The following is a 21,598-nucleotide window of genomic DNA, read 5'->3' as shown; positions in this document are numbered from 1 at the left end:
GTGGAATTCGACGACGATATAAAGGCCTGCGCGGCGCTGGTGCATAAGGCCCATCCGGATCGTTTCATGGCTGCGATGGCTGCGCCGGTGGCAGCGCGGACGGTTTTGTTTCCGATCTATGCGCTAAATGTCGAGGTGGCGCGCGCGCCTTGGGTGACACAGGAAAGCATGATCGCCGAGATGCGCCTGCAATGGTGGCGCGATGCGTTGCAGGAGATTGCCGAAGGCCCAACAGTGCGGCGGCACGAGGTTGTGACGCCTTTGTCCCGTGTGATCTCGCCTCATCTGGCGGCGCAGTTGGATGAATATGTGGCCGTAAGGCGTTGGGATGTCTACCGTGATCCGTTCGAGGACGAGGCGCATTTTGAAGCGTATATCAATCACAGCGCCGGAACGCTGATGGTGGTGTCTGCGCAGGCTTTGGGGGCCGCGGACGAGGCGGTGCTGCGCGATTTTGGCTATGCCGCGGGGATTGCAAACTGGTTCCGGGCTATCCCCGAGCTTGAGGCACGGGGCAGGATTCCTCTGCTCGATGGGACGCAGGATGGTGTTCGGGCGCTGGCGCAGATGGCGTTGGACCGGTTGGCGCGTGCACGCGAGGCCCGCAAGGACGTCAGTGCGCAAGCGCGGCCTGCGCTCTATGCCGGGTGGCAGACCGAATGGGTGTTGCGGGCCGCCTTGGCACGGCCCGAACGCGTGGCGGCAGGGGCTTTGGCGCAGGGTGAAATCCGCCGCCGGTTTTCGCTGATGAAAACAGCGGCGACGGGGCGCTGGTAAGATCAGGCTGCTTGCGGGTCCGAAGGCCTCAGCACCAGCCACAACAGCGCTCCGCCTGCCAGCGTCAGCAGCGGGATCATGGCGAGGTTGACCGCCGTCCAGCCCTCGACCGCGGAACCTCCTGAGCAGTTCATCAGCCCTCCGGACGCCAACGAGGCGAAAGTGACGCCGCCAAAGACCAGTAGGTCGTTCAGGCCCTGCATGCGTCCACGCTCATGCACCTCATGCGAGTCCGCCAGCATGCTGGTCGCCCCGATGAAGCCGAAGTTCCAGCCGATGCCCAGCAGGATAAGGGCGACGAAGAAATTTCCGAGATCAACGCCTTGCAGCGCGACGATGCCAGCCCCGCCAAGGATAAACAACCCAAGGGCCACAATCTTCTCGACCCCGAACCGCGCGATCAGATGGCCGGTGAAGAAACTGGGGATGTACATGGCCAGCACGTGACTGGTGACGATATCTGCGGCGTCGCCCTCGGTATAACCGCAGCCGACAACGGCCAGAGGCGTCGATGTCATCACGAGGTTCATCAACGCGTATGAAACCATGGCGCAGATGATTGCGACGGCGATGCGCGGTGTTTTCAGCAACTCCAGCCGGGTGCGGCCTTTGGGTTCATCCTTTGTGGGCTTCGGCGGGGTCGGGATATCGAGGAAGAAGAACAGCGCCGAGCCGAAGACGTTGATCGCTATGACGGCCAGATAAGTGCCCAGAAACGGGATCACATAGGCCTGCGAGGTCAGCTTGACGATCTGAGGGCCGATGATCGCTGCCGCCAGCCCCCCGGCCATGACATAGGATATGGCTTTGGGCCGGAAGGCGTCAGACGCCGTATCGGCGGCGGCAAAGCGATAGAAGCCATGCGCGCTCATGTAGATACCGGTCAGGAAACTGCCGACAAGGAACAACGGGAACGAACCCAGATACAGGCCATAGGCGCCGATCACCCCGCCCGCAGCACCCGCGGTTGAGCCGACCAAGAATCCAGCGCGCCGTCCCCAGCGCTGCATGATGGCAGAGATCGGCGTGGCGGCCATCATCGAGCCCAGAACGATCAGTGAGATCGGTAATGTCGCGAGGCACGCATTGCTGGCCAGCGATTGCCCCGCCAGCCCGCCGACAATGAACATCATCGGCATCTGCGACCCCAGCACAGCCTGCGCGGCCACCAGTACGGCGACATTGCGTTTGGCCTGAGTGTCGTTGGGGGAAGCAGCGATCAGTGTCATGGGCAAATGGTTATCGGCGATTGCGATGTGGCACAAGCGGGTTGCATATGCGGCACATCCGCCTAACGTGCGGACAAGGATCACTTATCGGAGAGCGCATGTCCGTCGGACGCATCATCGAAACACCGGACTGCGTGACCGAAGGGGCCGAGTGGCTGGCCGGGGCCTGCCCGCGGATGGCTTATGCCATGGAACAGACCGGACCTCTGCCGCTACGGCGCAAGCCGGATGGGTTTGCCCAGCTGCTCAGCGCGATTGTCAGCCAGCAGGTCAGCGTGGCTTCGGCCAATGCGATCTGGAAACGGTTGAGGGATGCGAAGCTAACCGGCCCGCGCAAGATCATGTGGGCGACGGATGATGATCTGCGCGCGGTTGGGCTCAGCCGTCAGAAAATCCGCTATGCCCGTGCGCTGGCCGAGGCGCGGATCGACTACAGGGCGCTGCGCGATGCGCCGGATGATCAGGTGGTGGCGATCCTGACCGAGGTGCCCGGCATCGGAGTCTGGACCGCCGAGATATACGCGATGTTTTCACTGGGACGCGCCGATGTGATTGCGCCGGGCGATCTGGCCCTGCAAGAGGCGGCGCGCATCCTCTATGACTTGCCAAAACGACCAACAGACAAAGAGTTACGCCAGATGGCCGAAGCATGGTCGCCGTGGCGATCGGTTGCGGCGCGGGTGTTGTGGGCCTACTACCGGGTCTCCAAAGACAGAGAAGGGATCAGATGACACGGGTTTTGAATGCGCTCCGGAAAGAGCCGGTCTCGGGGGATACACGCTCGGTCGTGGTGTTTGTGCATGGCTATGGTGCGAACGGGGCCGACCTGCTGGGTCTGGCCGATCCGCTGGGCGAACACCTGCCGGATACGCTGTTCGTGGCCCCCGATGCGCCCGAGCAGATCGCAGGCATGCCGAACGGGTTTCAGTGGTTCCCGATCCCGTGGATCGATGGCTCGTCCGAGGAAGAGGCCCGGCGCGGAATGGAAATGGCGGTCGAAGATTTCAACGCCTTTCTGGATGCGCTGATGGTGGATGAAGACGTTCTGCCCGAACAGGTCGTTCTGTTCGGCTTCAGCCAGGGCACGATGATGAGCCTGCACGTCGCCCCCCGCCGTGAAGACCCGGTGGCCGGGATCGTCGCCTTCTCGGGTCGGCTGCTGGAGCCGGATCTGTTGCCGGATGAGGTGGTTAGCCGGATGCCCGTTCTGTTGGTCCATGGCGATGCCGACGATGTGGTGCCGCCACAATCGCTGCCCGAAGCAGCAGAGGCGCTGCAGAGTGCCGGGTTCAAAGAGGTCTATGCCCATGTGATGAAGGGCACGGGCCATGGCATCGCGCCGGATGGCCTGAGCGTGGCGCTTGCCTTCATGCGGGATAAGCTGAGCCTCTGATCTTAAGGCGTTTACCAAAGGAGCATGTGATGCTGATCGTGACAGGAGTGGTAGAAGTCTCTAAAGCAGGGGTCGAGAAAGCATCGACCGCGGCGCTGGAAATGGTTGCGGAAACCCTGAGAGAACCCGGTTGCCTGATCTATGAATTCAGTCAGGTTCTGGGTCATGCGACTCGGTTTCGGGTTTACGAGGAATGGCAGGATCAAGCCGCGCTTGAAGCCCATTTCGCAACGCCTCATATGGCCGCGTTTCAGGCTGCTTTGGGCGAGATCGGCGTGACCTCCAGCGAAATATACCGCGTGATCGGGGGCGAGAAACAGCCGCTCCGCTAACTGGTCAGTCCCACAAATGACCTTCTGAAAACTCGACCGAATTGCCAGCCGGGTCGCGCACGTAAAGTGACCGGGCCCCGTTGGGCCAGTCGAACTCGGCATCCAGGGGAACGTTCCAGTCCAACAGGTGCTTGCGCATCACGGCGATCTCAGTCCGGCTGAGCACAAGGCAGACATGGCCCGGCCCGCGGGCGCCATGCGGCGGGACGGGTAGGGCGGGGTTGCCGGGCGGTTTCTCGGTCTCAACGGCGTTGAACAGCAGCAGGACCGAACCCCCGACCCGATAGAATACATGACGATCGGTCACGCGCTGGATTTTCTCAAGGCCCAGTATCTGGCCATAGAACTCCTCGGTCGCGTCCAGATCATCGACGTAAAGCGCGGCTTCCAGAATGGCCGATGGGGCCGGGATGTCTGGTGTGACCTTCATCCCCTAAACCTATCACATCGCGCGATTTTTGTCACCGGCGCGGGCGGCGGTCGCGTTTGCGTTGTGGCGCCGCGCTGAGGGTGGGCATGGGCAGGCTGTCCCACTGTCCGAGCGCAAGCCCGTCGAGGGTCCAGTCTCCGATGCGGGCGCGGATCAGACGCAGGGTCGGGTGACCCACGGCTGCCGTCATCCGGCGCACTTGGCGGTTGCGGCCCTCGCGGAGTGTTAGCTCCAGCCAGCAGTCGGGCACGGTCTGGCGCACCCGGATTGGTGGGGTGCGTGGCCAGAGGTCCTCGGGTTCATCAATCAGGCGCGCTTTGGCAGGGCGGGTGGGACCGTCGTTCAATGCGACGCCATCCCTCAGCGCTTTCAGCGCAGCCGCATCGGGAAGGCCTTCGACCTGCACCCAGTAGGTCTTGGCCATCTTGTGCTTGGGGTCGGATATCTGCGCCTGCAGCCGCCCGTTGTCGGTCAATAGCATCAGACCTTCGCTGTCGCGGTCCAGACGCCCGGCGGGATAGACGCCGGGAAGGTCGATGAAATCCGACAGTGTGCTGCGAGGTGAGTCGGCATTGGCGCGGTCCGTGAACTGCGGCAGCACATCAAAGGGTTTATTGAAACGAATGAACCATGACATGACCCCGCCATAACGCCCGCGCCAGATCAGCGCAACCTGTGGATAAGTGTCACATATCCGTTACGGATTGCCCATAACAAGAACCCGAGATGTTGTGTGAACTCGGTACTTGTCAGAGATTTAACACGAGATATAGTTGAGCTAAGGCCGGGGCGGGTGTTCCCCGCTCTGATGTCACAAACGGGCAGTACAGAGCGAGGAGCGATTCTATTATGGACGGAGACTTCAGGACCGAATTTGTCAGGGAACCCGGTGCGCTCAGGCATCATCCGGCATTGGTTCTGAACGCTGATTACCGCCCTTTGTCGTACTATCCGTTGTCCCTCTGGCCCTGGCAGGAGGCGATCAAAGCCGCTTGGCTGGACCGGGTGGACATCGTGGCCGAATATGACGAAGTGGTCCGCAGCCCCAGTACCGAGATCCGAATACCCTCGGTCGTTGTGTTGAAAGACTATGTAAAACCCAGAAAGCGCGTGGCCTTCACGCGCTTTAATTTATTTCTGAGGGATGAATTCAAATGCCAGTATTGCGGCAGCCGCGGTGATCTGACCTTTGATCACGTTGTCCCTCGCGCCGCCGGGGGTGTCACAAGTTGGCAGAACGTCGTTGCAGCCTGCAGCCCGTGCAACCTGCGCAAAGGGTCCAAATCGCTGCGGCAGGCCGGGATGTCGCTGAACAAGCCCCCGCGTCAGCCCGATGCCGAGGCGTTGCGCAACATTGGTCGTAAGTTCCCGCCGAACCACTTGCATGACAGTTGGATCGACTTCCTCTACTGGGATGCTGAACTGGACGCTTGAGCAGCCTTAGCGCAACCGCCAGGCAATCAGCCAGAGCAGTGTGAAACCGGCCGAGGCGAGGAAGTTCCAACCTGCCATCGAGATGCCAAACAGCTCCCACGGGACCTCGTCGCAGCGCACCAGCGGGGCGTTCATGATCTGGTTGAACAGGTCGTCGGTGGACAGGCCGCTGATATCGCCGGAGGTGCATGAGGACGGCCCCTCCCACCAGCCCTTTTCCACGCCCGCGTGAAAAAAGCCCAGACCGGCAGTCGTTGCGGCGGCCAGCGCGCCCAGCAGCGGCAGGATACCCACGCGCGGAAAGGCAAAGAACAAGAGCCCCAGAATGACGGCCGCGCCATGAGGGTATCTTTGCCAGATACACATCTTGCAGGGTGCCATGCCGCCCAGATACTGAAAGCCCCAAGCCCCCAGCAGCAAGGCCGCCGATCCCCCGGCAGCCATCAGAATGAGTGTTTTCTTGAGCGTCATAGGTATCGCACCAGCAGAAACCCTCCGATCAGGAGGACAACGAAGACGGTAAAGACTAGACCCAGCCGCTTTTCGATAAAGTCGCGGATCGGTTCGCCGAATTTCCACAGCAGACCGGCCACCACAAAGAACCGCAGCGCGCGGGCCAGAATCGAGGTGGCGACAAATGTACCCAGCGGCATCCCGGTCCAGCCGGACATGATCGTAATGACCTTGTAGGGAAACGGAGTGATGCCCGCAGCCAACACAGCCCAGAAGCCGAAGTCATTGAAGCGATGATTGAATTCTTCCATCGCCTCTGCCTTGCCCATGGATTCCAGAATGGGCTGGCCGATGCTTTCATAGAAGAACGCGCCGATCGCGTAACCCAGCATCCCACCCAGCACCGAGGCAACCAGCGCGACGGTGGCAATCAGCCACGCACGCGAGGGGCGCGCCAGGATCATCGGGATCATCAGCACATCCGGCGGGATCGGAAAAAACGAGCTTTCGACGAAGGCGACGATGGCCAGCGCCCATAAAGCATGAGGGTGCTCGGCCAGACGAATGGTCCAGTCATAAAGAGATCGCAGCATAAGGCACAAATATCCGGGTAACTTTTGGGCCAAGCCAAAGCACGCGCGTGCCAAGGGGTCAACCTCTGCCCGTGAAACAATCGGCGGGCTGGTTGTTTTTTGCCTCTGGACCTTCCGCCGGTTGAAGGCTAATTCGGTTGGCGTGGCCCAAGTGGCGGAATGGTAGACGCAGGGGATTCAAAATCCCCCGCCTTCACGGGCGTGAGAGTTCGAGTCTCTCCTTGGGCACCACATCAAACCCTTTAGAGCTGTATATGCTTGAAAATAAGGGTTCTGGGCTTGCCTCCTGACACACATTTGGACACACAAGCGGGACACAAGCCTATGAGTCTTACCGTGAAATTGAAGCATATTGACCCCAGAAAAAGCGGCGCTCTGCGCTTCAGGAGGCGTTTTCCTAAGGACTGCGAAGAAATTCTTGGCAAAGCACCGATGGAGGTCACGCTAAAAAATCGCGAAGGCGTTAAGATGCAGATCGAATACGAGGCGGTGCTTCGTGAGTTCGACCGGTTGGTCGATGATGCCAGACAGCGCCTGAGGGGCGCAGACAGCCGTAGTCCGTTCGCTAAGTGGCAAGATGCGTTATTAGAGGCAGAAGGGCTTCTAGAGGGCGTTACGGGCCTAGATGAGCATGAAGCGCGGGGCCTGATAGGCGATGACCTGAAAAAGCGAGAGGCCGACCCGCTCGTCGTAAAAGCCCTGCTCAACCCCAAAGCAGAACCACCCAAGGCGACCCTTCAGGATGCCGCTCAGATGTACCTCAATCTGAAGGTAAAGGATAATCACCAGAAGAAAGTCCGGTTCACTCGAACGAAGGAGCGAATGGAAGCCGTTCTGGGGCCGCTAAAGGAACTCCCTCTTGTCGATCTGCGAAGGGAACACGGTCGGAATGTCAAAGACTACCTTCTTGGCCTGAAGAAATTTGATGGAACACCGTTGGCCGTCGAGAGCGTCCGGCGCGATCTGACGACCATCAAGGCAATGGTAAACCTCGGCATCACCGAATTGGACCTTGAGGGCAGGGCCAGCAATCCCTTCGCCAAGCTGGAATTGCCCAAGGAAGTTGGACGTAAGATCGAAAAGCGGCCACCGCTCCCTGATGACGTGGTCAAGAAGACACAGTCTAAACTTGCAGGCGTAAAAGACAACGATGCTCTGCGTTGGTCTTGGTGTCTGATGGCGGGTACATCGGCCCATGTGAAAGAAGTAGCTTTCCTTGAACTTCAAGACATTGATATCGAGCGGGAAGTCCTTGAAGTTAGGCCAAATAGTCTTAGGGGCGATTTGAAAACTGACTCGCGGGACAGAGCTATTCCCCTGATAGGTGACGCACTGGTAGCTGCGAAAGAGATTGTCCGTGCTATGGAGGGCAGCAAACCGTCCGACCCAGTATTTCCTCGGTACTGTAAGCATGAGCGGTCTAGTGACGCTTTATCGGCCACATTGAATAACCACATCAGGAGTGTAACCGATTTGGAGGACACAACTACCTACGGATTACGCCACAGAGTCAGCGCAAAACTGCGCCTTGCAGGGGCACCTCAGGAGACAATTGACCGAGTGATGGGGCACACCATAGCCGCCACCGGAGCGAGTACCTACGGGGGCGTTGACGACCGCCTGACGGTGGACCGGGAGTGGATGCTGGAAGCTGGGTTGTGAGCCTAGTGGTTCTTGCAGAAGACCGCCAACTCAAGCACATTAACAGCGTCGCCGTAGAGCGCCGAATTTAGGGAACTATTTCATTGCCAAATCCAGTTGTTCGCCGTGTTCCGAAAATTGACGATCTCACATTGCATCAGGCATTTGAGCGCGTTGTGAGAGCAGTAATCCCCAATGAAGTCGAAGACTCTAAAAATGCCAAAGTAAACCACTGGAACTATTCGATTGGCGGGGTAGTCAATGTTGCCTCCAGTGATATCGAAGACGTTTCTGATTGGACGGGAAAATATGTGGTCGAAAGTGCCGTCCTTAAGGTAACCTCTGCAGAAAATGTTCCAGTCTCTGTAACGTTCTCCCGTACGATTGATCAGGGTTCGCAAAAACGACCTTCGCCTCACTATGATCAGTTTTCTCTGATTTTTGGGGAAGCTAATCGCGTAAACTGGGATGATGCTGGCCTCGCGGCTGAGATATTGACAGCGTTATTAGCAGATCAAGTTCCTTCTACCGCAGGCGGCGATGAGTCTAATTTACTGCCTCAACAAATTGTCGAGTTTGGCGCGGCGCATCGGCAAATGCTGGCCTCTTTGAATACCCAACTAGCTGAGCTTACCAAGAAGCGGCAGGAAATGGAGACTGAGTTTAAAGCTAAGGAGGATGCTCGACAGCTACAGCATGAGGAGTCCTTGCAGGAACTTGAAGCCGAAAGAAAGAAGTTGGAGCTTGAGTCCTACAAGGCGAGGCGGCGTTCGCTCCAGACCGCCATGACAGGAAAATCTGCAGCCGAACGTTTGCGCGAATACATGCCCGCCGGAGCAAAGGCTTACAGCATCTACGTGGTGTTTGTCGCGCTAATAGCATCTGGAGTTGGGGCTTTCTTCACGTACCAGTCAATCAACCAAATGGCGATAAACGACGGCGATATTGTCCGACTGCTTTCGGTCGTTAGAGAAGGAGGTGCTGATGTTGCCAAAGTCGAGGCAATGGCTGAGAGCGCGCTTTCCACAATAAATTGGTACCTGATAGTCAAATCTGTGCTTTCTTCGCTCCTGACCGTTGGCGGGCTGTTGTATGCCGCCGACTGGCTTCGAAAACTCTACCTTAGTGAGGTTAAGGCGGCGCAAGAAGCAGACCAGTTCAATTACGATATTCTGCGTTCTAATTGGATTATTGAGTCGGTTCTCGAAATGGAGAATGAGCATGGCGGCAAAGTGCCTGAAACCTGGCTAAACAGCGTGACTACAGGACTATTCGCCAACCGAGAAGGAAGCCCTAGTGAAGAAGACCAAGCTTCAACTGCCTTACGTGCGCTTCTTGGGTTGTCAGCGTCGGCAAAAATAGGTCCAGATGGGACTACAATGGAGTTTGGCCCCAAAGGGGTTAAGAAAATGGCGGCACCGCCTAAATAGAAGTGTCGCACACGCCATTAAGGGTGGGTTTGTTTGCGCGGCAGTCCTGATTGAAGGACGGAATCTGTCCCGAACAGAAGTTAGCGCCAATTGAAAGGGTGCCTGAAAACCGACCAAGAAGGTGGTACGAGGGGTTCATTCTGAAAGCAAAACATTCCTGACGCAAAAATTTGAGAGCCCGAGATAGAATAGGATGCCGCGCATCACCCCCCGCTAGGGGCACCGTCAATCCACCTTGTTTCCACCTGCGGGACATTCCCATTAGTGGAGCTAAATCAATGGGTTGACAGGGATTCGCGCATGACTCATCTAGGCGTTGCATCACAACGATGCAGCACTACCAAAACTAGGATTACCTTCATGCTGAAATTCTTCGACCTTCGCTTTGGCTCTTTCGTGTCTCACCTGTACGTGACAACTCCGCGTTGCTTTGCGCCCAGATGCGAGACTACCGACCCAGAACATATCTTTGACTTCCGCGTTGGTCCCCTTGATCTTCTGATACTGCGCTACTCGCAGGCTGCTGCTTTCAAGGCCGAGAGTGACCGCCGCGATGAAGTCACCGTCGATCTTTGGAAGCTTCAAGCCATGTTTACATACCACCGCAAGGAAACCAAAGGCGCTGATTTGGTCACAACCGAATAGCCCTCGGATAGCTGTGTAACAGTCACAACCTTCGTTGACATTTGCAACAGTGAGATGATAGGCCCCTCGTGAAACACTCAGCAAGGGGTCTTCTTGTGAAAAAGTATGTCATTTACCGCAGAGTCAGTACCGAGGACCAAGGAAGGTCCGGGCATGGAATTGACGCGCAAAAGCGGGACATAGGGCTTTTTCTAGAGAACTACTCTGAGGAGCCATTCGAAATCTTAGGTGAGTTCGAAGACATACTGAGCGGCAAGACCAGTGAAAGACCAGAACTTGCTAAGGCGCTTGAACTTGTTCGCAGCAACGGCGCTGAATTGTTGGTATCTAAATTGGACCGACTAAGCCGCAAGGTGTCCTTCATCGCCACCATTATGGATGACCCGAAGGTGAAACTCAGGGTGGCCTCAATGCCCTATGCAGACAACTTCCAGCTTCACATCTACGCTGCGTTAGCTGAACAAGAACGCGAGTTCATATCCGCTCGGACGAAAGCCGCATTGGCGGAGGTCAAAGCCAAGGGGAAAAAACTTGGTGGCCTTCGACCAAAGACTGAGGCAAGAAACAAGGCCATACAGGCCAACGCCATAGACAGAGCGGAGCGGGTTTCCAAAACTGTGCTGCCTCTCAGGGCACAAGGCGTATCCCTCAGAGAGATAGCGGAAGCACTAAACACCTCAGGGGTGCCAACGGCGCGTGGCGGCAAGTGGCAGGCGTCACAAGTAAAGCGGGTGATAGAGAGACTGGAGCAAACATCCTGAGGCTTCAGGCCAATTCACCCACCCCAAAGCCCCACACAGCCGCGCCACCCTAGCTGCACCCTCGGTATCGCCCTCATAGGGGCCTTCAGCAAGCCCCGAAGTCTCGGTCAAGGAAAGGTCCGAGGGTGTCGCTAGTGTGGTGTGCGGTCGGCCTGTTGCAGCGATTTACCCACCCCATAGAAGAAGACAGGCGCAGCAAGCGTTTCAAATCTCCGAAACCTGTCTGTTAGGTGGGGTGTTCAATCAGTTACTTTCGCAAGTTGGACCCAAGTTAACCGGCTTTGCTCACTATGTGGCGGGATACCCACCCGGAAATACCCTCCGTAACCCTTTAGGTAGTTTGAGGGGCTGAAACCTCCATCATCTCCTTGATTAGGAAGACCATGATCGGCTTCGCCGGAGGAGACCGATATCAATCATCACCCCTAACCAACTCTACGGGCAGTTTTAGCCGCCCCCAAAGGGACATGCTCATTATGCTCACAGATATTAACAATGCCCCCTTGTTCACTGATGTCTTCACCCGTCATGTCTTCAGCCACAACGGTGAGGACATAGACATATTGGTCTCCAACGGAAACGTCTGGTTCCACGGGTCTGATGTGTTGCGCTTCGCCCGGTTCACGGAACATGCAAAGGGCGGATTTGGACGAACCCTAAAGCGTGTGTCTCCGCCCGACATAATCAAGATCAAAGAAACCCCGTTCAGGTTCCCTGATGGTCGCCGCAACAGAGGCGCGTTCATCAGCCCGCGAGGTTTCATTGAGTTGGTCGAGAATTCCCGAAAGGGTTACAACAAGATACTCGCAGGTTTCTTTGCTGATTGGATGAGGGACAACCTATTCACTGACGGCAGAAACGCAGATTTCTGGTCTCCTGCACGAGAGGAGCCAGTAAAGCTACAGCCGGTTTTCAGGGCTACCTCGTTTCCCGATGACAAAGAAACGAAGCTAGACCCTCTGGCACCAGTAGGGCCAAATCCGAGACTCAATGATGGAACGGCCATCAAGCCGGATGAAGTTCAATTCTGCCTATGTGGACGTGCATGCAAGTGTGAGCTTCGAGAGATCAGGCCCCACCATCCACCGGAAACAGACGATTGGATTGACCATGGCGATGATTTCTCGCCCGAGACCTCGTGGCCCGTTGTATGGGCGAAGGTCATTCATGAAGGGGCCGGACCTGACTACTTCAACTCCCTAACACTCCTTGGCCGTCCCTCCGCGTGCGACAGCTAAAGTAAAATCCCGGAACTCATGGGGATAAGGGCGAACAACAGACCTCCACCAAACCTCAAGGAAAATCTATGAAGACCTTACACACCGCCGCCAAGCGGCCCTCTAAGCATGCCCGACAGGGTCTTGGGGAGAAATCTCGAACCCGTTTCACGCGACAACTGAACGACCGCGCGCGCATTCTGTTTGGCCCGTGGCGTTGGGCATCAATACAGCGCAACTGGCTTGAAGATCGCCGCGAAGCTACTGGACGACAGGAGGGCCACCTGTGGGCAAACCTGAAAGTCCGACCAGAAGTGGTCCACGCCGCGCACATCTTCCAAAGTCGTTATCTGAAGAACAAAGGTGATGAGGTCTCCCTTAGCGAGGTCATCAGCCTAATGGTGGCTGAAGGCATCAAAGCCGTGGACCGCATGCCTGATTTCAAGGGGAAATCGTCATGAGGCAAGAACTCAGAGAACGATTGAGAAAGGTCGTCAGGGACAACCACAGGCCGCCTTCAGACCGCTCAGACAACCACCCCAACGTACACTTCATCGACACCTATGGGGAATACCGTCTGGTGACCTCCGTCAAAAGCACCGGCTACGCCTTCCAAAAGCGAACTGGCGACCAGCCGCACAGACCTTGGATTACCCTGACAAAGCACCAGAACCCACGCGCCCTTCGTCGTGGCGTTGTCAAATGTCTCGCCCGAGAGGTGGGGCTGAACCCTAGCGACGTTGAATTGCGATCTGACATCAACGCCGCCTTGACCAAATTCAGAAAACACCAGCAAACCGAAAAGGACACCCCATCATGACCGGATGGTATGACGCAACGGGCAACGAACAGCCCAACACATCAAGCAACATCGCATCAGGAGACCGACGAGGCGGGCCGATTGTCGAAACCAGCCGACCGGTTGAGGTGACAATTCGCAATGGCGAGATGACAACTACCGTAGAGAACCCGAGCGAGTATCAGGCAGACAGCAACCAAGACCGGGGGACCGGCATCTTGGCGACTGTCCGCGATGCTGGAAATGGTCTTATCCATTCGCGCTCCTTGCGCGACACGGACACGGTGGACATCGGCGGCATGCGCACCGACATCGCAACGGCAATCTCTATGGGGTTTGTCCAAAGGGATGGCCAAGGTGGATACCGCGAGGCAAGCCTTCAGGACGCCCCTCAAGCCACTCAAACTGAAACCCCCGAAACCGCCCCTGAGGATTTCCATATCGGGATTGAAGGCGAAGCTGCGATGGACAAGCTGGTCACCAGTATCGACCAAGGCAGCATTCACTCGGCAGTCACTCAGGCCATTCACTCGGGCGAGATCAATGACAGCACCATCGAACGCATCGCACATGGTATCGGTGTTGAGCCTGCTGAAGCCGAGGCTCTGGTCAGTCAGGCTTGGCATGGTTTCTATGACACCAGCATGACCCGGTTTGGGGAGGCTGGGGTCTCTGAGGAAGCCTTGGAAGGGCTTCTGAACAGCAACCCGAGAGCAGCTTCACTGATGAAGGAAGCCGCTCAAGAATTGTTCATGCACAACGACACCGCCAAGCTGGACGATGTGCGCCAGATGGCCGTTGAAAGCCTCGACCGTTTGGACCCGACAGAAGTTACCCAGGCATTGACTGAGGCGGGCTATCGTTACCGCATGGCCAAAGACGGGCAAGTCATTGTGATCGACCGCAATGGTGGCGAGACGCCGTGGAATGTCGCCGTGCGTTCGAAGCTCATCAAGTTCATCTGACAAACCCTTTAGGGCTGGCCTGCGGGCTGGCCCTCATTGACCGCGAAAGAAGCCCAATGTTCGAAAACCAGCGAAGGTTAAGCCCCGCAAACAAGCTCCGTCTGCGCCAAAAGATGGAACGAAACGCTATCGAAGACGAAGCCAAGCGTACCACGCCTGAGACTTACGCTTTGGCCGCAAAGGCAGAATGCAAATCTTCAGCCCAGCGTATTAAGGGTTTGGCAATCAAGTCCATCCCCCGACCAGCGCACAACCCGAAACCGTGTCAGACACCGGCAGATCAGGTTGATCTATGACGGGCACCGAAATCACAATCCACACAGATGGCTCTTGTCTTGGAAATCCGGGGCGAGGCGGATGTGCCGCTGTGGTGCGCCGCTATGAAGGCGCGGTGGAAGTCAAAAAACGTGTTGTTCAAGACAGTCAGCTATCGACAACGAACAATCGTATGGAGATGACCGCCGCTATCCTCGGGCTTCGCCAGATCAAGCGGGACGAACAAGCTTCGATCACCATCTACTCAGACAGCCAATTGCTCGTCAGGGGGATGAACGAGTGGTTGCCAAAATGGGTCGCCAACGGCTGGTGCAAAGCCGGACGCAAGCCTGTTGAGAACCGCGCCCTTTGGGAAGAACTAATCGCTCTGTCGGACGGGATGGACGTTCGCTGGGTGTGGCTCCGTGGACATGCCGGTGACCCGCGAAACGAAGAAGTAGACGCACTGGCATTCGCTGCAGCCAACAAGGCCGCGTGATTTAGGCGCAGTTCTATCCCGATAAAGACTTACTGTGTCCCCGCTCAGGCAGGGGCATCAGCCCTCCCAAAGAGAGACCTTTCATGGAAACCAATACAGCAATCCTCGGCCTCATCCGTGGGGCCGAAACCTCCCGTGGCTACGACGACTACAGTCGTTATGCGACGATGGCACCCCCAAAGCAGGTCACTCAGATGACCGTGAACGAGATCAAACAATGGCAGCGTGACGCAGCCCGCAGGGGTTCCAAATCGGTGGCCGTAGGTGGCTACCAGATGATCACCAAGACCTTCAACGCAACCGTGCGCGACATGGGCCTGACCGGCGACGAAATCTTCGACGCTGACCTTCAGGACCGCATGGGCATGCACCTGTTGAACGGTCGCGGATACAACAAGTGGATCAACGGTCAGATGACTGATGACCACTTCATGGACAACCTGTCGATGGAGTGGGCAGCACTGCCCCGCGCGACCGGCCCGAAGCGTGGCCGAAGCCACTACGACAAGGACGGCCTCAACGCCTCCCGAGTGGGCCTTGACGTTGTCTCTCAGGCCCTTGAAGCAGGCCGTACCGGTGCCGAATGGGAGTTCCCCGGTGGAACCCCGAGCGGCGGCGGGCGCACGTTCACCCCTGCAGAACAGGAGCGCCAGATCAAGCTGGCATCCTTGAGCGCAGACGACAGCTACACCGGAGCCGACACATCTAAGGTCACCTCCACGGGTTTCTTCCGCACACAACAGGATGATGCCAAGGCTGCGGAAGCCGGGGGCGTATCCTTCTGGGATGGCCTCTCTATGGCTATCGACGAGACTTGGATATCCCATCAGGCTGCCCGCCAGCTTGGCCGTGAGAGCTACTCTGTCGATAAGGACTTTGTCCTGACTGATGAAATCTGGGGAAACCTGACTGCTGACATCCCGTCACAGTACCATGACGTCTTCAATGACGCTGTCTCGTTGGATCATGCGAAGTCGCTCCGTGAAGAAACCATGCGGTTCGTTGAACTGGACCAGAAGATGGCTTCACTCGGTTGGACCGGCACCGGCCTGCGGGTTGGCGCTGCGCTCCTCGACCCGGCAGCTATCGGTATCTCTATGGTCACCGAAGGCTCGGCTGCGCCCTTCATCTACGGTGCCAAAATCGGCCGTCTGGGCCGCTTCCTTCGGGGTGGCGCTGCCGCCTCGGCAGTGAACGCTGGTATCGAAAGCTACATCGTTTCTCAGAACCCTCTCATGGACTACGAGAACGTGGGCTACGCGGCTGCTGCAGGCTTCGTCCTGGGTGGCGCGTTCAGTGCTTTGGGCCGCTCAAGCACGGACCAGAAACTGGCCGATGCGATGGAGAAGGTTCTGGATGGTGTGGACACCCCTATGGGGACTGCACTGCCAAGTCAGCTTTCACCAGACGGCTCCCTTTCGGCTGCCCGCGCAGAGCCCATTGACCCGAACCTCTCGGTGTCTGAACAGGTGGCGCTGGCCTCTCAGGATGCAGCCCGTACCGTTGACACTGTAGGTGAGCTGGTCCCGGCCCTCAAGAACGTCCCTGTGGTCAAGGATGTGAAGACCCGTATCGACATGGTAGGGCGTCTGAAGTCATCTGAGAGCGGTATCGTCCGCCGTGTCGCTGGTCTTCTTGGCGAGGATGCGGTGGGTAACGTGGATGACTCGGTTGTCACCCGTGCAGCCTCTGAGAACTTGGCCCGCGACATGCGCGTCACAGGAGCCCGTTTCTATCGCGTCTACAACGAAGCCTTCTCGAATTGGGCTAAGTCGCAAGACCTGAGTTGGTTCAAACGTAACGGACCCGCCGCCCGCCTTCAGTTCAACGAAGCCGTGGGCATCGCGGTTCGCCGGGAGATCGACGACGCACTGGACCCCAATGTCCGCGCCGTTGCCCAGCAAGTGAAGACGCAATATGCCGATCTGCTGCAGTGGGCCAAGGAGAACAACGTCCGTGGCTTCGACAACATCGCCGAGAAGTCCAACTACCTGACCCGAAAGCACCGCGTTGAGCGGCTGGACGAGCTTATCGAACGACATGGCGAGGGTACGATCAACCAGTTGGTCGCCCGGTCAATGGTCAAACAGAACCAGAAGCTCCGCAATCAGAACGCTGCGCGGGCGATGGGTGAGCCGGAACTCGACTATGAAGACGCCCTCAAGCTGGGCGCGGCCTACGTGAAGTCCATCCGCAGCCGTCGTTACGGCTCGTTCGATCACATGCAGGCATTCTCAGGTGCCGATGGAGACCTCCTTGAGGAACTCCTTCTGGACACCGGAATGAAAGCCGATGACGTCGCCGGTATCCGCTCCCGAGTGGAGGGCCGGAAAGACACGAGCCAAGAGGGTCGCCTTGGGGTTGCCCGTATGCGGCTTGATCTGGACGAGACCTTCAGCATGGACCGCATCATGCCGGATGGTTCGACTGAGACGCTGCGCATCGAAGACTTCCTCAACAATGACATCGAAGCAGTCTTCAATGACTACGCTCGTGGTGTCTTTGGGGCAGGCCACATCGAACAAGCGTTCGGCACCCTCAAGGTCGCGTTGCCAGACGGCACGATGCCCCGTCACGCTCCGTCATGGGAAACCATCAAGGGGTACATCAGGGACGAAGCACAGCGCCTGAATATGTCCACCAACCAGTTGAACGGCGAACTCCGCAAGCTGGAAACGCTCTACAAGGGCGTGAAGGGCATCCCGCAACAGGAACACTTCCGTCGCCATGATTGGATGCGTCGCCTGCGGGACTACAACTTCGTTCGTATTGGTGGCCAGTTGGGTATCGCTCAGTTGGCCGAGATCGGAAACGTATTGGGCAACGCTGGGGTCACCGGAATGGTGCGCCACATGCCAGCCCTGCGGTCGATCTTCCAGACGGCCCGCTCAGGCGGCACCTTCTCGGACGATATGTTCAACGAGATTGAGGCGATCTGGGGCTTCGGCACCGACCTCACACGGCAATCCCCGCACGTCCGTCCTGACGACCTCTCAGGGGGCACCTTTGAAAGCCGTAGTGGTGACATCACCAATGGCCAGAAGGTGGACTTCCTATTGGCTCAGGGCAAGAAGGCGACGTCGATAGGGTCCGGTATGGCCCACATCAACATGACCCTGCAGCGCATGAACGCCCGCGTTCTGGTACAGCGGTTTATGGATGACGCCAACGGCACCCGTGGCATCAACCCCCGCCGAATGGCTGTGATGGGCATCAGTGAAGATATGCAGAAGCGTATCCAAGCGCAGATGTCGCAGCACGTCGATCAGGTGGAAGGTCTGATCGGCCGTAAGGTATCCCGCATCAACATCGAAAAGTGGGACGACCTGGACGCCAAGAACGCCTTCATCAATGGTGTGGATCGCTGGTCGAAGAAGTCGGTCCAAGAGAACGACATCGGCAACATGCCTGAGTTCATGACCGGCGAGTTGGGTAAGACCATCATGCAGTTCCGCTCGTTCATGGTCGCTGCCTATACGAAGCAGCTTCTAGCTGGCGTCAATGCCCGCGATTGGGAAGCCTTCTCGGCTGCCATGACGTCCATGTTCTTCGGTGGCCTGTTCTACGCGGGTCAGCAGGTTCTGAACGCCCAAGGCCGTCCCGACAAGAAAGAGTGGCTGGAAGAACGCCTCTCGACCTCATCCATTGGCAAGGCCGCATTCCAACGTGCCGCATTCTCGTCCTTCATCCCGATGGGCGTGGACTTCGTCTGGGGCTTCGGTGGCGGTGAACCCGTCTTCGACTATCGTTCCAGCGGCCTCCGCAGTGGCGGTGGTGGGTTGATGAACTCGCTCCTGTCCAACCCTACCGCAGACCTCATCCAGAGGGCACAGCAGGCCGGACAGGGCGTCACAGCGTCTTTCCTGAATCCCGATTATGACTTCAGCCAGCGGGATTGGAGGGCGCTGTCTTCGACGCTGTTCTTCCAGAATGCCTTCATCCTGCGGAACGGGCTGCAAATGATGGGCTCGGGATTGCCGAGGTACTCATACTAAGACAACGGCGGTCACCTTCGGGTGGCCGCCATCGAGACCGTATTTCACATCGCTATGGTATCTCGAAACCCAAATGCCTATATCTAGCAACGATAGGTACCCAAGGTACATTTTGTGCTGTGTCAAACTGATCAAAGGCACAATAAACCCTCGGCGAAGGATTCGATTCCTTGACTGTTGGAATTTAGCACGAGGCAGAACAGTGAAGTTGGTTTTCAATGATCAGTACAAGTCCATCACTCCGGGTGGCGAGTTGGAACTACCCCGCCTTGTCATTCTTACGGGGCTAAACGGCTCCGGCAAAACGCAGCTTCTGAGCGCAATCGGTAGCCCTGCAGTCCCCACAAAAAAAATTAGAGTGGAAATCGACGGTGAGGAACTGAAATCGACAAGATACCTCTCGTCGGCCCGATTGACGCCCGGTCGTTCTGAGAGAATCGAACCGTCAACTGGTGAAGATGTGTACCTTCTCCTCCTGCAATGGTGCGACCAATCGGTTTCTTCTGGACAAGGTATCACCGAAGAAGAGAAGTATGTTAACCGCGTACCATCCAGGTACCACGAAGACTGCAAACGGAACAGCAACTACCACAAGTTGAAGCCGGTCCTGAAAAAACTCCTCCAAAAATCGTTTGATGGCGGTAAACGGCAAGTCACTAAAGATGAAATCAGGCAATTGGTAAGTCTGGAAGACCTTCAGCAGATCGACCAAAGCGCAATGTTCCAACAAGCGTTCTCAACTACTTTCCTGAGGTATTTTCAGGACTTTAGGGCTAACCAAATTAGTAGGTACCTGCGTGACCAAGAAAACGAACCCGTAAGCGCCTTGGATGACAAAGACTTCTACGCTTTGAAGGGAAGACCGCCTTGGGAACTCGTAAACCAGATGCTCGAACGGATGGACCTCCCGTTCGAAATCAACAAGCCGGTATCATCGGAGAACGCTTATTCAGCAAGGCTGACTAGCAAGTTAAACGGGGCGAACATTGACTTCAGTGAGTTGTCATCCGGTGAGCAATCTCTTTGCAGTCTTGCAATCGCGCTGTACCAGTCTGAAACCGATGTAGCGTTCCCAGACGTCTTGCTTCTTGACGAGCCAGATGCGCACTTGCACCCCAAAATGGCGTCCAAGATGATTGACACACTACAGGACGTTATACTTCCGCGCTTGAAGGGCGGCGTTATTGTGGCGACACATTCGCCTACCACTTGCGCCCTTGCCCCCACCGGTTCGCTGTATTTGATGGACACCGAAACCCGACGACCAAAAAAGACGACACTTGATGCAGCCTTGGAAACCTTGTGTGTCGGATTGCCCATACTGTCGATTCGAAAGTCGAATGAAAAACAAGTGATCGTTGAGAGCGATGTCGATGCTGAACTCTATACGCAGTTGTGGATGAAGACCAAAGACGTTTCATCGGGCGAGGCAAACGCTCCTACGCTGAACTTTTTGTCTTCCGGCGCAGGTTACAAGACGGGAAGTTGCGATGCTGCGATAGACTTATGCAACAAACTGCGAGATGCGGGCTCCACGACGGCTTTCGCTATTGTCGATCACGATGGCCATAGGAAACCGAGCAAAGCGGTCAAAGTGCTAGGTTCAGGACTAGGGTATTCCATTGAGAACTTCGTTCTGAACCCACTGTCCGTCGTCGGTTTGCTTTATCACAGGCACGGGGAATGCGATAAAATCCCAGACTTTGCCAAGGGAATTGATTTGGTCGGCTTGGGTAGTATCGGCACTGAGGAACAACAAGAGATTTCTACCGGGTTCTGCGCGAGCCTAAGGGCGTTCTTGGAGGTGAATAGACAGCCAGGTAATACGGTCAATAAGTTCCCTAAGATCGACCTTTCCAATGATGGCCCAGCAGAGCTTTCACTACTCGATGGGACGGAAATCGTGCTGCCACATTGGTTCATGCACTCTCAAGGGCACTGCATTGAGGATGCCATTAGGGCGCAATACCCGGAGCTTCAGAAGTACGGCAGAAACGCCGGAGACCTCATGCAGGCCGCTGTGCGGCATGTCTTGGCGAGTCACAGTGGACTAATTCCGAAGGGGATTGTCGAGACGCTAAGGCAGGTGCAGATGAGCTAGATGATACTCTACGAGCACCTTTAGTTGCGTTTGGAAGCTGAACACTGCGTCACTGGTGACCGTCACCGCGTCACCAACGATTCTTAATCATCTGCCTGACACACAAATCGGGGTCTTCCTGACACACAAATTGAAAAAGAGGGCTTTTCAACCCCGCTTAAGTGCCTTATTTTTTTGGGTATTCACCGTGTCGGTTTGAGTCCCAGAAGCCCTCCTTGGGCACCACCACATTCAACATTGTCTCTGGAACAGCCTCCTCCCTTTGCGGCGGAGGCCGCTGAGGTCGGCCCGGCCCCGGTTTGGACGGGGAAAATCCCCCGGACGTCTTCAAAACTGCAGCTTTTGCAGGTTCGGCATGGGGGCGCACTTGACAAGTGCCGTCTCTGAATGAAACCTCATAGACGTTGGGAGACTTTGGAAAAAATCAAATATTGACATACTTTACGTTGCCGAAGCGGCTATGGTGCCGATGTTCGGGTGTCGTCAAGTCTGCCGAAGAAGACAACAGGGAGATCAAAAATGAAGAAAAAGGTTGAAGTTAGCCTCACAGCGTTCGCGACTGCTGCGTTTCTAGCGCCTGCGGCGTATGCAGAGGAGTTTATCACGATTGGGACGGGTGGTGTAACGGGAGTTTACTATCCGACGGGTG

The 21,598-nt window shown here is 56.7% G+C and carries 21 protein-coding genes and 1 tRNA gene; 17 read left to right on the top strand and 5 right to left on the bottom strand.

From position 1 onward, the window contains the following. Entirely contained in the window at nucleotides 1-777 is a 777-nt protein-coding gene (locus ACR0J1_RS12090) for a squalene/phytoene synthase family protein (RefSeq protein WP_480733070.1), read from the top strand. A 2-nt stretch (nucleotides 778-779) separates the two neighbouring features. On the opposite strand, the gene ACR0J1_RS12085 is transcribed toward ACR0J1_RS12090, so the two are convergent. Continuing rightward, a complete protein-coding gene (locus ACR0J1_RS12085; protein ID WP_480733069.1) occupies nucleotides 780-2,006 on the bottom strand; it encodes an MFS transporter in 1,227 nt (408 codons plus the stop codon). Between the two features lie 98 nt (nucleotides 2,007-2,104). On the opposite strand from ACR0J1_RS12085, the gene ACR0J1_RS12080 reads away from it, so the two are divergent. From ACR0J1_RS12080 to ACR0J1_RS12070, 3 genes are read left to right on the top strand one after another with little or no spacing between them, the layout of a single operon-like run. Beyond that, entirely contained in the window at nucleotides 2,105-2,737 is a 633-nt protein-coding gene (locus ACR0J1_RS12080; protein ID WP_480733068.1) for a DNA-3-methyladenine glycosylase family protein, read from the top strand. Next, nucleotides 2,734-3,399: an alpha/beta hydrolase gene (locus ACR0J1_RS12075; protein WP_480529807.1), complete on the top strand. Its 666-nt coding sequence runs from the start codon at nucleotides 2,734-2,736 to the stop codon at nucleotides 3,397-3,399. Before ACR0J1_RS12080 ends, ACR0J1_RS12075 begins: the two co-directional genes overlap by 4 nt. A 29-nt stretch (nucleotides 3,400-3,428) precedes the next feature. After that, nucleotides 3,429-3,731, top strand: a complete 303-nt coding sequence (locus ACR0J1_RS12070; RefSeq protein WP_480733067.1) for a putative quinol monooxygenase — start codon at nucleotides 3,429-3,431, stop codon at nucleotides 3,729-3,731. 4 nt (nucleotides 3,732-3,735) lie between these two features. On the opposite strand, the gene ACR0J1_RS12065 is transcribed toward ACR0J1_RS12070, so the two are convergent. Continuing rightward, nucleotides 3,736-4,161: a VOC family protein gene (locus tag ACR0J1_RS12065; RefSeq protein WP_480733066.1), complete on the bottom strand. Its 426-nt coding sequence runs from the start codon at nucleotides 4,159-4,161 to the stop codon at nucleotides 3,736-3,738. 31 nt (nucleotides 4,162-4,192) lie between these two features. Beyond that, on the bottom strand, nucleotides 4,193-4,798 hold the full coding sequence (locus ACR0J1_RS12060; protein WP_480733065.1) for a pseudouridine synthase: 606 nt from the start codon (nucleotides 4,796-4,798) through the stop codon (nucleotides 4,193-4,195). A gap of 212 nt (nucleotides 4,799-5,010) precedes the next feature. On the opposite strand from ACR0J1_RS12060, the gene ACR0J1_RS12055 reads away from it, so the two are divergent. Beyond that, nucleotides 5,011-5,595, top strand: a complete 585-nt coding sequence (locus ACR0J1_RS12055) for an HNH endonuclease (RefSeq protein ID WP_480529813.1) — start codon at nucleotides 5,011-5,013, stop codon at nucleotides 5,593-5,595. 6 nt (nucleotides 5,596-5,601) lie between these two features. Here ACR0J1_RS12055 and ACR0J1_RS12050 read toward each other — a convergent pair whose 3' ends face one another. Further along, nucleotides 5,602-6,066 carry a disulfide bond formation protein B gene (locus ACR0J1_RS12050; protein ID WP_480733064.1) on the bottom strand — a complete coding sequence of 155 codons (465 nt, stop codon included), beginning with the start codon at nucleotides 6,064-6,066 and terminating at the stop codon, nucleotides 5,602-5,604. Continuing rightward, entirely contained in the window at nucleotides 6,063-6,641 is a 579-nt protein-coding gene (locus ACR0J1_RS12045) for a YqaA family protein (protein WP_480733063.1), read from the bottom strand. The genes ACR0J1_RS12050 and ACR0J1_RS12045 overlap by 4 nt, the downstream gene beginning before the upstream one ends. Before the next feature lie 145 nt (nucleotides 6,642-6,786). Between ACR0J1_RS12045 and ACR0J1_RS12040 the strand changes: the two genes are divergently transcribed. The 12 genes from ACR0J1_RS12040 (at nucleotide 6,787) to ACR0J1_RS11985 (ending at nucleotide 20,949) form a co-directional block, all read left to right on the top strand. Next, nucleotides 6,787-6,872: transfer RNA gene (locus tag ACR0J1_RS12040), tRNA-Leu, on the top strand. A 93-nt stretch (nucleotides 6,873-6,965) separates the two neighbouring features. Next, nucleotides 6,966-8,303: a tyrosine-type recombinase/integrase gene (locus ACR0J1_RS12035; protein WP_480733062.1), complete on the top strand. Its 1,338-nt coding sequence runs from the start codon at nucleotides 6,966-6,968 to the stop codon at nucleotides 8,301-8,303. 83 nt (nucleotides 8,304-8,386) lie between these two features. Next, on the top strand, nucleotides 8,387-9,712 hold the full coding sequence (locus ACR0J1_RS12030) for a hypothetical protein (RefSeq protein ID WP_480733061.1): 1,326 nt from the start codon (nucleotides 8,387-8,389) through the stop codon (nucleotides 9,710-9,712). A gap of 360 nt (nucleotides 9,713-10,072) precedes the next feature. Beyond that, entirely contained in the window at nucleotides 10,073-10,357 is a 285-nt protein-coding gene (locus tag ACR0J1_RS12025) for a hypothetical protein (RefSeq protein WP_480733060.1), read from the top strand. Between the two features lie 95 nt (nucleotides 10,358-10,452). Then, complete coding sequence (locus tag ACR0J1_RS12020) at nucleotides 10,453-11,118, top strand: recombinase family protein (protein ID WP_480733059.1); 666 nt, start codon at nucleotides 10,453-10,455, stop codon at nucleotides 11,116-11,118. Between the two features lie 383 nt (nucleotides 11,119-11,501). After that, the gene (locus ACR0J1_RS12015) at nucleotides 11,502-12,356 is read left to right on the top strand and encodes a hypothetical protein (RefSeq protein WP_480734646.1); all 855 of its coding nucleotides are present in this window, start codon (nucleotides 11,502-11,504) and stop codon (nucleotides 12,354-12,356) included. Between the two features lie 68 nt (nucleotides 12,357-12,424). Next, complete coding sequence (locus tag ACR0J1_RS12010) at nucleotides 12,425-12,796, top strand: hypothetical protein (protein ID WP_480733057.1); 372 nt, start codon at nucleotides 12,425-12,427, stop codon at nucleotides 12,794-12,796. Further along, nucleotides 12,793-13,155 (top strand): hypothetical protein, encoded by a 363-nt coding sequence (locus tag ACR0J1_RS12005; RefSeq protein ID WP_480733056.1) that lies wholly within the window; start codon nucleotides 12,793-12,795, stop codon nucleotides 13,153-13,155. Before ACR0J1_RS12010 ends, ACR0J1_RS12005 begins: the two co-directional genes overlap by 4 nt. After that, nucleotides 13,152-14,099: a hypothetical protein gene (locus ACR0J1_RS12000; protein ID WP_480733055.1), complete on the top strand. Its 948-nt coding sequence runs from the start codon at nucleotides 13,152-13,154 to the stop codon at nucleotides 14,097-14,099. Before ACR0J1_RS12005 ends, ACR0J1_RS12000 begins: the two co-directional genes overlap by 4 nt. 292 nt (nucleotides 14,100-14,391) lie before the next feature. Then, nucleotides 14,392-14,853 (top strand): ribonuclease HI, encoded by a 462-nt coding sequence (gene rnhA, locus ACR0J1_RS11995; RefSeq protein ID WP_480733054.1) that lies wholly within the window; start codon nucleotides 14,392-14,394, stop codon nucleotides 14,851-14,853. A gap of 194 nt (nucleotides 14,854-15,047) precedes the next feature. Further along, complete coding sequence (locus ACR0J1_RS11990) at nucleotides 15,048-18,848, top strand: hypothetical protein (protein WP_480734533.1); 3,801 nt, start codon at nucleotides 15,048-15,050, stop codon at nucleotides 18,846-18,848. Between the two features lie 202 nt (nucleotides 18,849-19,050). Next, complete coding sequence (locus tag ACR0J1_RS11985) at nucleotides 19,051-20,949, top strand: AAA family ATPase (protein WP_480733052.1); 1,899 nt, start codon at nucleotides 19,051-19,053, stop codon at nucleotides 20,947-20,949. Nucleotides 20,950-21,598: the final 649 nt, after the last annotated feature.

The sequence above is a fragment of the Ruegeria sp. CJ3 genome, from assembly GCF_056536725.1.
This window is presented reverse-complemented; position numbering and strand designations above follow the sequence as displayed.

Excerpts from the sequence above, each read along its gene's own strand:
- ACR0J1_RS12085 (WP_480733069.1), bottom strand. The coding sequence starts at position 2,006 with ATGACACTGATCGCTGCTTCCCCCAACGACACTCAGGCCAAACGCAAT.
- ACR0J1_RS12080 (WP_480733068.1), top strand. The coding sequence starts at position 2,105 with ATGTCCGTCGGACGCATCATCGAAACACCGGACTGCGTGACCGAAGGG.
- ACR0J1_RS12075 (WP_480529807.1), top strand. The coding sequence starts at position 2,734 with ATGACACGGGTTTTGAATGCGCTCCGGAAAGAGCCGGTCTCGGGGGAT.
- ACR0J1_RS12070 (WP_480733067.1), top strand. The coding sequence starts at position 3,429 with ATGCTGATCGTGACAGGAGTGGTAGAAGTCTCTAAAGCAGGGGTCGAG.
- ACR0J1_RS12065 (WP_480733066.1), bottom strand. The coding sequence starts at position 4,161 with ATGAAGGTCACACCAGACATCCCGGCCCCATCGGCCATTCTGGAAGCC.
- ACR0J1_RS12060 (WP_480733065.1), bottom strand. The coding sequence starts at position 4,798 with ATGTCATGGTTCATTCGTTTCAATAAACCCTTTGATGTGCTGCCGCAG.
- ACR0J1_RS12055 (WP_480529813.1), top strand. The coding sequence starts at position 5,011 with ATGGACGGAGACTTCAGGACCGAATTTGTCAGGGAACCCGGTGCGCTC.
- ACR0J1_RS12050 (WP_480733064.1), bottom strand. The coding sequence starts at position 6,066 with ATGACGCTCAAGAAAACACTCATTCTGATGGCTGCCGGGGGATCGGCG.
- ACR0J1_RS12045 (WP_480733063.1), bottom strand. The coding sequence starts at position 6,641 with ATGCTGCGATCTCTTTATGACTGGACCATTCGTCTGGCCGAGCACCCT.
- ACR0J1_RS12035 (WP_480733062.1), top strand. The coding sequence starts at position 6,966 with ATGAGTCTTACCGTGAAATTGAAGCATATTGACCCCAGAAAAAGCGGC.
- ACR0J1_RS12025 (WP_480733060.1), top strand. The coding sequence starts at position 10,073 with ATGCTGAAATTCTTCGACCTTCGCTTTGGCTCTTTCGTGTCTCACCTG.
- ACR0J1_RS12015 (WP_480734646.1), top strand. The coding sequence starts at position 11,502 with ATGATCGGCTTCGCCGGAGGAGACCGATATCAATCATCACCCCTAACC.
- ACR0J1_RS12010 (WP_480733057.1), top strand. The coding sequence starts at position 12,425 with ATGAAGACCTTACACACCGCCGCCAAGCGGCCCTCTAAGCATGCCCGA.
- ACR0J1_RS12005 (WP_480733056.1), top strand. The coding sequence starts at position 12,793 with ATGAGGCAAGAACTCAGAGAACGATTGAGAAAGGTCGTCAGGGACAAC.
- ACR0J1_RS12000 (WP_480733055.1), top strand. The coding sequence starts at position 13,152 with ATGACCGGATGGTATGACGCAACGGGCAACGAACAGCCCAACACATCA.
- rnhA (WP_480733054.1), top strand. The coding sequence starts at position 14,392 with ATGACGGGCACCGAAATCACAATCCACACAGATGGCTCTTGTCTTGGA.
- ACR0J1_RS11990 (WP_480734533.1), top strand. The coding sequence starts at position 15,048 with ATGACCGTGAACGAGATCAAACAATGGCAGCGTGACGCAGCCCGCAGG.